Origin of the sequence: Kitasatospora sp. MY 5-36, from assembly GCF_001182915.1 — a bacterium.
Lineage (GTDB): Bacteria > Actinomycetota > Actinomycetes > Streptomycetales > Streptomycetaceae > Kitasatospora.
The window spans coordinates 1-6,986 of the sequence record NZ_LFVW01000019.1; the positions used below are offsets into that span (position 1 = coordinate 1).

A 6,986-nucleotide genomic window follows, 5' to 3' on the forward strand; every position below is an offset into this window, starting at 1 on the left:
GGCCGCGCTGGCCGCCGCCGTCGACGAGCAGATCGCCGCGGCCCGCACCGGGCTGGCCCCCGAGGACGGCGCGGTGACCCGGCTCGTCCTGCTCGACGCCGGCCCCGGCCGCCCCGGCCGGCTGGTCTGGCTGACCCACCACCTGTGCGTGGACGGGGTCTCCTGGCGGGTCCTGGTCGCCGACCTCGCCGCCGCCTGCCGGGGCCTCGCCCCGGAACCGGTCGGCACCTCCTACCGCCGCTGGTCGCAGCTGCTCGGCGAGCAGGCCCGCACCGCCGAGCGGGTGCGCGAATTCCCGCTGTGGGCCGAGCAGTCGGCGGCCGCGGAGCCGCTCGGCTCCCGTCCGCTGGACCCCGAGCGGGACGTGTACGGCTCCGCCCACCGGCTCCGGCTGGAGCTGCCCGCGGACACCACCGCGACGCTGCTCGCCGCCGCCCGCCGGGTCTACGGCGGGGAGATCAACGACCTGCTGCTGACCGGCCTCGCGCTCGCCGTCGCCGACTGGCGCCGGCACCGCGACCGCCCGGCCGGCGCCGTCACCGTCGAACTGGAGGGCCACGGCCGCGAGCCGTTCACCGACGAGGCCGAACTCTCCCGTACGGTCGGCTGGTTCACCAGCGTCTTCCCGGTACGGCTGGACCCGGGCGACGCCGGGCGGGAGCCGCTCGACGCGGCCGTGCGCCGGGTGCGGAAGCAGCTCGGCCGGCTGCCCGACCACGGGCTCGGCCACGGGCTGCTGCGCCACCTCAACCCGCAGACCGTCACCGCCCTGGCCCGGCACGGCGTGCCGGAGCTCGGCTTCAACTACCTCGGCCGGTTCCGGACCGACCGGGACGAGAGCGCCGGGGACTGGCTGCCGGACGCCCGGCACGCCGTCGTCGGCACCGGGGTGCACCCGAGCATGCCGCTGCGGCACGTGCTCGCGGCCACGCCCGTCACCGAGGACCGGCCGGACGGGCCGCACCTGGTCGCCGACTGGCTCTGGGCCCCGGAGGCACTGGCCGACGCCGACGCCGAGCACATCGCCCGCGCCTGGTTCCGCGCCCTCGAAGCCCTGGCCGCCCACGCCTCCCACACCGAGCAGGCCGTCCCCGGCGAGCAGGACGGGGCGGCGGACGGCGAGGCGCTGGAACTGTCACCGCTCCAGAAGGGCCTGATCTTCCAGACGGAGTTCGACAAGCAGGGCATGAACTCCTACCTGATGCAGGCCGTCCTCGACATCGAGGGGCCCTTCGACCCGGCCGCGCTGCGCACCGCGGCCGCCGCGCTGCTGGCCCGGCACGCCGGCCTGCGGGTGCACTTCCCCGAGCGGTCCGCCGAGGACGCCCGGCAGGTCGTGGCCGCCGCGGTGCCGGTGCCCTGGGAGGAGGTCGACCTGTCCGGGCTCCCCACCGAGGCGGAGCGGACGGCCGAGGCCGAACGGCTGACCGACGCGGACTGGACCCGCGGCTTCGACCTGGCCCGGCCCCCGCTGCTGCGCTTCACCGTGATCCGGCTGGCCCCCGACCGGGTCCGGCTGCTCTGGACCCTGCACCACCTGCTGGTGGACGGCTGGTCGATGGGCGTGATCGCCCAGGAGCTGTTCACCCTGTACGCCACCGGCGGCGACCCGGCCGCCCTGCCCCCGGCGCCCTCCTACCGGGCGTACTTCGACTGGCTCGCCGCCCAGGACACCGAGGCCGCCCGCGCGGCCTGGCGGCAGGCACTGGACGGGCTGGGCGAACCGCTGCGGCTCGGCCCGGCCGACCGGCCGGGCGACCCGGGGCTGCCCGAGGCCGTCGACCTCGCCCTGCCCGAGGAGCTCACCGCCCGGCTGGTCGCCTGGGCCCGCGCGGAGAACCTCACCCTCAACACCGTCCTCCAGGGCTGCTGGGCGCTGCTGCTCGGCCGGCTCACCGACGCCCCGGACGTGGTGTTCGGCGCGGTCAACTCGGTGCGGCCGCCGGAGCTTCCGGGCATCGAGTCGCTGGTCGGACTCTTCCTGAACATGCTCCCGGTACGGGTGCGGCTCGACCCGGACCTGCCCGTCGCCGAACTCCTCCACCGGATCGACGAGCAGCAGACCGCCCTGCTCGACCACCGGCACCTCGGCCTGGCCGAGGTGCAGCGGATCGCCGGGGCCGGCGAGCTGTTCGACACCGTGTTCAGCTACCAGAACCAGCCGCAGGCCGACGTCGGCCGGCTCAACGCGCTGGTGCCCGAACTGCGGCTGGGCAACGCCCGCACCCGGCTGGCCGGCGAGCGCGGCCTCGCGGTCCTCGCCTACCCGGACACCCGGCTGACGCTGAGCGCCCAGTTCCGCCCCGACCGCTACGACCGCGACGAGGTCGTCCGCATCCTGGACCGCTTCGCCCACGTGGTGGAGAGCGTCCTGGCGGCCCCGGACGTCCCGCTCCGCCGGCTGCCGCTGCTCACCGACGAGGAGCACCACCGGATCCTCGGCGACTGGGCCGGACGGGCCGCCGCGGCCCCGCGCACCGTCGTCCCCGCGCTGTTCGCCGCCCAGGTCGCCCGGGCGCCCGAGGCCGTGGCCGTGGTCTTCGAGGACCGCGAGACGACCTACCGCGAGCTGGACGAGCGCTCCAACCGGCTGGCCCGGCTGCTGATCGCCCACGGCGTCGGACCGGAGCGGATCATCGCGCTGGCCGTACCCGACCCGGTCGAGATGACCTGCGCCGTCCTGGCGGCGCTCAAGACCGGCGCCGCGTACCTGCCGATCGACCCCAAGTACCCCGCCGACCGGATCGCCTTCATGCTGGCCGACAGCCGGCCCGCCGTCCTGCTCACCACCGCCGCCCTCGCCCCGCAGCTCGCCGGGGCCGACTGCCGCACGGTGCTGCTCGACGACCCGGCCACCCTGGCGGAGCTGGCCGGCCTCCCGGCGCACGCCCCGCAGGACGCCGAGCGGACCGCCCCGCTGCTGCCCCGGCACCCGGCGTACGTCATCTACACCTCCGGATCGACCGGCCGGCCCAAGGGCGTGACGGTCGACCACTCCGGCTTCGCCGCGATGGTGGCGAGCCTGATCGAGCGCTTCGGCGTCGGCCCGGACACCCGGGTGCTGAAGTTCGCCTCGTTCAGCTTCGACGCCTCGGTCTGGGAACTGAGCCTGTCCCTGCTCGGCGGCGGCACCCTGGTGGTCGCCGACGAGGAGTGCCGGGTCCCCGGCCGGCCGCTGGTCGACCTGATCCACCGCCACCGGGTGAACCTCGCCGGGCTGCCGCCGGTGGTCGCCGCCGCGCTCCCGGACGGCACCCGGCTGCCCGCCGACCTGACCATGGTCGTCGCCGGGGAGGCCTGCCCGCCGCACGTGGTGGACCGCTGGTCCGGGCAGCTGCAGATGATCAACGGCTACGGGCCCACCGAGGCCGTCCTCGCCTCGACGGTGAGCGAGCGGCTGGGTGGCGGCGAACGGCTCAGCGAACGGCTCAGTGGTGGCGAACGGCTCGGCGGCTCGGGCCGGCCCCCGATCGGCCGGCCCACCCGGGCCCACCGGGTCTACGTGCTCGACTCCGCGCTGCGGCCCGTCCCGGCCGGGGTGGTCGGCGAACTCTACGTCGGCGGCAACCTGGCCCGCGGCTACCTGGACCGGCCCGGCCTGACGTCCGAACGCTTCGTCGCCGACCCCTTCGGCCCCGCCGGCGAGCGGATGTACCGCACCGGCGACCTGGCGAGCTGGCGCCCCGACGGCCAACTCGACTACGCCGGACGGGCCGACGACCAGGTGCAGCTGCGCGGCTTCCGGATCGAACTCGGCGAGATCGAGTCCGTGCTGACCGGCCGGCCCGAGGTGGCCCAGGCCGCCGTCGTGGTCCGCACCGACGACGGCGAGGACCGGCTGGTGGCCTACGTGGTCGCCCGGCCCCCGGCCGTACCGGACCCGGCCGCGCTGCGGGAGCGGGTCGCCGAGGCCCTGCCCGAGTACATGGTCCCGGCCGCCGTCGTCGTGCTCGACGCGCTGCCGCTCACCCCGCAGGGCAAGCTGGACCGCCGGGCCCTGCCCGCCCCCGACAGCGCCCCCGCCCCGGCGGGCCGGCTGCCGCGCACCCCGGTCGAGGAGATCCTCGGCGGGATCTTCGCGGACGCGCTCGGCCGGACCGCCGTCGGCATCGACGACGACTTCTTCGACCTCGGCGGCCACTCCCTGCTGGCCACCCAGGTGATCAGCCGGGTCCGCTCCGCCCTGGGCACCGAGGTGCCGATCCGTACGCTCTTCGAGCAGCGGACGGTGGCCGGCGTCGCCCGGGAGCTCGCGGCCGGCGGCGCGGTCCGGCCGCCGCTGCGGCCCGCCGTCCAGGGCGACGGTTCCGGTGAACTATCGTTCGCCCAGCGGCGGTTGTGGTTCCTGAACCGGCTGGAGCCGGGCTCGGCGGCCTACAACGTGACCTTCGCGGTCCGGCTCTCCGGGGCGCTGGACGTCACGGCGCTGGAGGCGGCGCTGGCCGACCTGGTCGAGCGGCACGAGGTGCTGCGCACGGTCTTCCCGGAGACCGACGGCGAACCCCGCCAGGAGGTCCTGGGCACGGAGGCCTGGACCGGGCTCACCGTCCGGGAGGCGGCCGAGACCCCGGCGGAGGCCGCCCGCGGCTTCGACCTGTCGGCCGAACTCCCGCTGCGGGCCACCCTGTTGCGCACCGGCCCGGCGGAGCACCTGCTGCTGCTGGTGGTCCACCACATCGCCTGGGACGGCTGGTCCGCCGCACCGCTCACCCGGGACCTCTCACGGGCGTACGCGGCCCGGTCCACCGGCACCGCTCCGAGCTGGGAGCCGCTGCCGGTGCAGTACGCGGACTACACCCTCTGGCAGCAGGACCTCCTCGGCGACGACCACGACCAGACCTCCCTGGCCGCACAGCAGTTGGCGTACTGGACGGAGAACCTCGCCGACCTCCCCGAGGAACTCGCCCTGCCCTTCGATCGCCCCCGCCCCAAGGTCGCCACCCACCGCGGCGGCACCGTCCCCTTCCGCGTCCACCCCGACACCCACGACCGACTCGCCCACCTCGCCCGCGACAACGGCGCCTCCCTCTTCATGGTCCTCCAGGCCGCCCTCGCCGCCCTCCTCACCCGCCTCGGCGCCGGCCACGACATCCCCATCGGCTCCCCCATCGCCGGACGCACCGACGACGCCATGGAAGACCTCGTCGGCTGCTTCATGAACACCCTCGTCCTGCGCACCGACACCAGCGGTGACCCCGCCTTCACCCAACTCCTCGACCGCGCCCGGGAAACCGCCCTCAAGGCCTACGAACACCAGGACATCCCCTTCGAACGACTCGTCGAAGTCCTCGACCCCGCACGCTCCATGGGCCGCAACCCGCTCTTCCAGGTCATGCTGGTCCTCCAGAACAACACCCGCCCCGAGCTGGCCCTGCCCGGCGTCCGGGCGGCCTTCGAGCCGCCGGCCGCCGACTCGGTCAAGTTCGACCTGAACTTCTTCCTGGCCGAACAGCAGGACGCCGGCGCCGCCCCGGCCGGCATCGACGGCTTCCTGGAGTACAGCACCGACGTGTTCGAGCCGGCCACCGCCGAGGCCCTGGTCGCCCGTCTGGTCCGGCTGCTCGACCAGGTCGCCCGCGACCCGGAGCTCCCGCTGGGGCGGCTCGACCTGCTGTCCGAGCGCGAGCACCGGCAGGTCCTCACCGAGTGGAACGACACCGCCGGCGGCCACCCGGGCACCACCGTCGTCGCCCTCTTCGAGGCCCAGGCCGCCCGCACCCCCGAGGCCGTCGCCGTCCGCAGCGACACCACCGCCCTCACCTACGCGGAACTCGACGCCCGGGCCAACCGGCTCGCCCGCCACCTCATCGGCCGGGGCGTCGGCCCGGAGAGCACGGTGGCGCTCGCGGCGCCCCGGTCGCCGCACATGGTCGTCGCCCTGCTGGCCGTGCTCAAGGCCGGCGGCGCGCACCTGCCCGTCGACCTGGCGTACCCGGCCGACCGCGTCCGGCTGATGCTCGACGACGCCGCGCCCGCCCTCCTGCTGACCGACAGCGCGACCGCCGGACAGCTGCCGGAGACCGGCCTGCCCCGCCTGCTGCTGGACGACCCGGCACTGGAGCGCGCCACGGCCGCCCTCCCCGGCACCGCCCCCACGGACGCGGACCGCACCTGCCCGCTGCTGCCCGACCACCCGGCGTACGTCATCTACACCTCGGGCTCCACCGGCCGGCCCAAGGGCGTGCTCGGACTGCACCGCGCCCTGGTCAACCGGCTGACCTGGTTCGCCGAGGAGCTCCCCGAGCAGCGGGAGGCCGCGATCCTGGCGAAGTCGCCGGTCAGCGTCATCGACGGGATCACCGAGCTGCTGGCGCCGCTGCTGTCCGGCGGCTCGACCGTCCTGGTCGACGCCGACACGGCCCGGAGCGTACCCGAGCTGGCGGCGGCCACGGCCCGGCACGGCATCGCCCGGCTCACCGTCGTGCCCAGCCTGCTGAACGCCTTCCTGGACAGCGCCGAGCCAACCGCCGTCGCGGACTGCGCGGTCTGGATCTGCAGCGGCGAGCAGCTGCCCGCCGCCACCGTCCGGGCGTTCCGGCAGGCCCTGCCCTCGGCCCGGCTGCTCAACTTCTACGGCGCCTCGGAGGCCGGTGCCGTCGCGACCCGGGGCGAGGTGTGCGCCGGGCCGGACGGCGCCGACACCCTGATCGGCCGTCCGATCTGGAACATGCGGGCGTACGTGCTGGACGACGGGCTGCGGCCGGTGCCCCCGGGTGTGGCCGGCGAGCTGTACCTGGCCGGTGCCGGACTCGCCCGCGGCTACGCCGGACGACCCGGCCTCACCGCCACCCGCTTCCTCGCCTGCCCCTACGAGCCCGGCTCCCGGATGTACCGCACCGGCGACCTCGTCCGCTGGACCCCCGACGGCCAGCTCGGCTACCTCGGCCGCGCCGACACCCAGGTCAAGATCCGCGGCTTCCGCGTCGAGCCCGGCGAGATCGAAGCCGTCCTCACCACCCACCCCACCGTCCGCACCGCCGTCGCCG

General features: G+C 75.8%; 1 protein-coding gene. It reads left to right on the forward strand.

Annotated features, from left to right (window positions below; translation table 11 throughout):
- Positions 1 to 6,986: non-ribosomal peptide synthetase (locus AE652_RS01785; protein WP_049649274.1), on the forward strand; the 6,986-nt coding region annotated here is incomplete at both ends.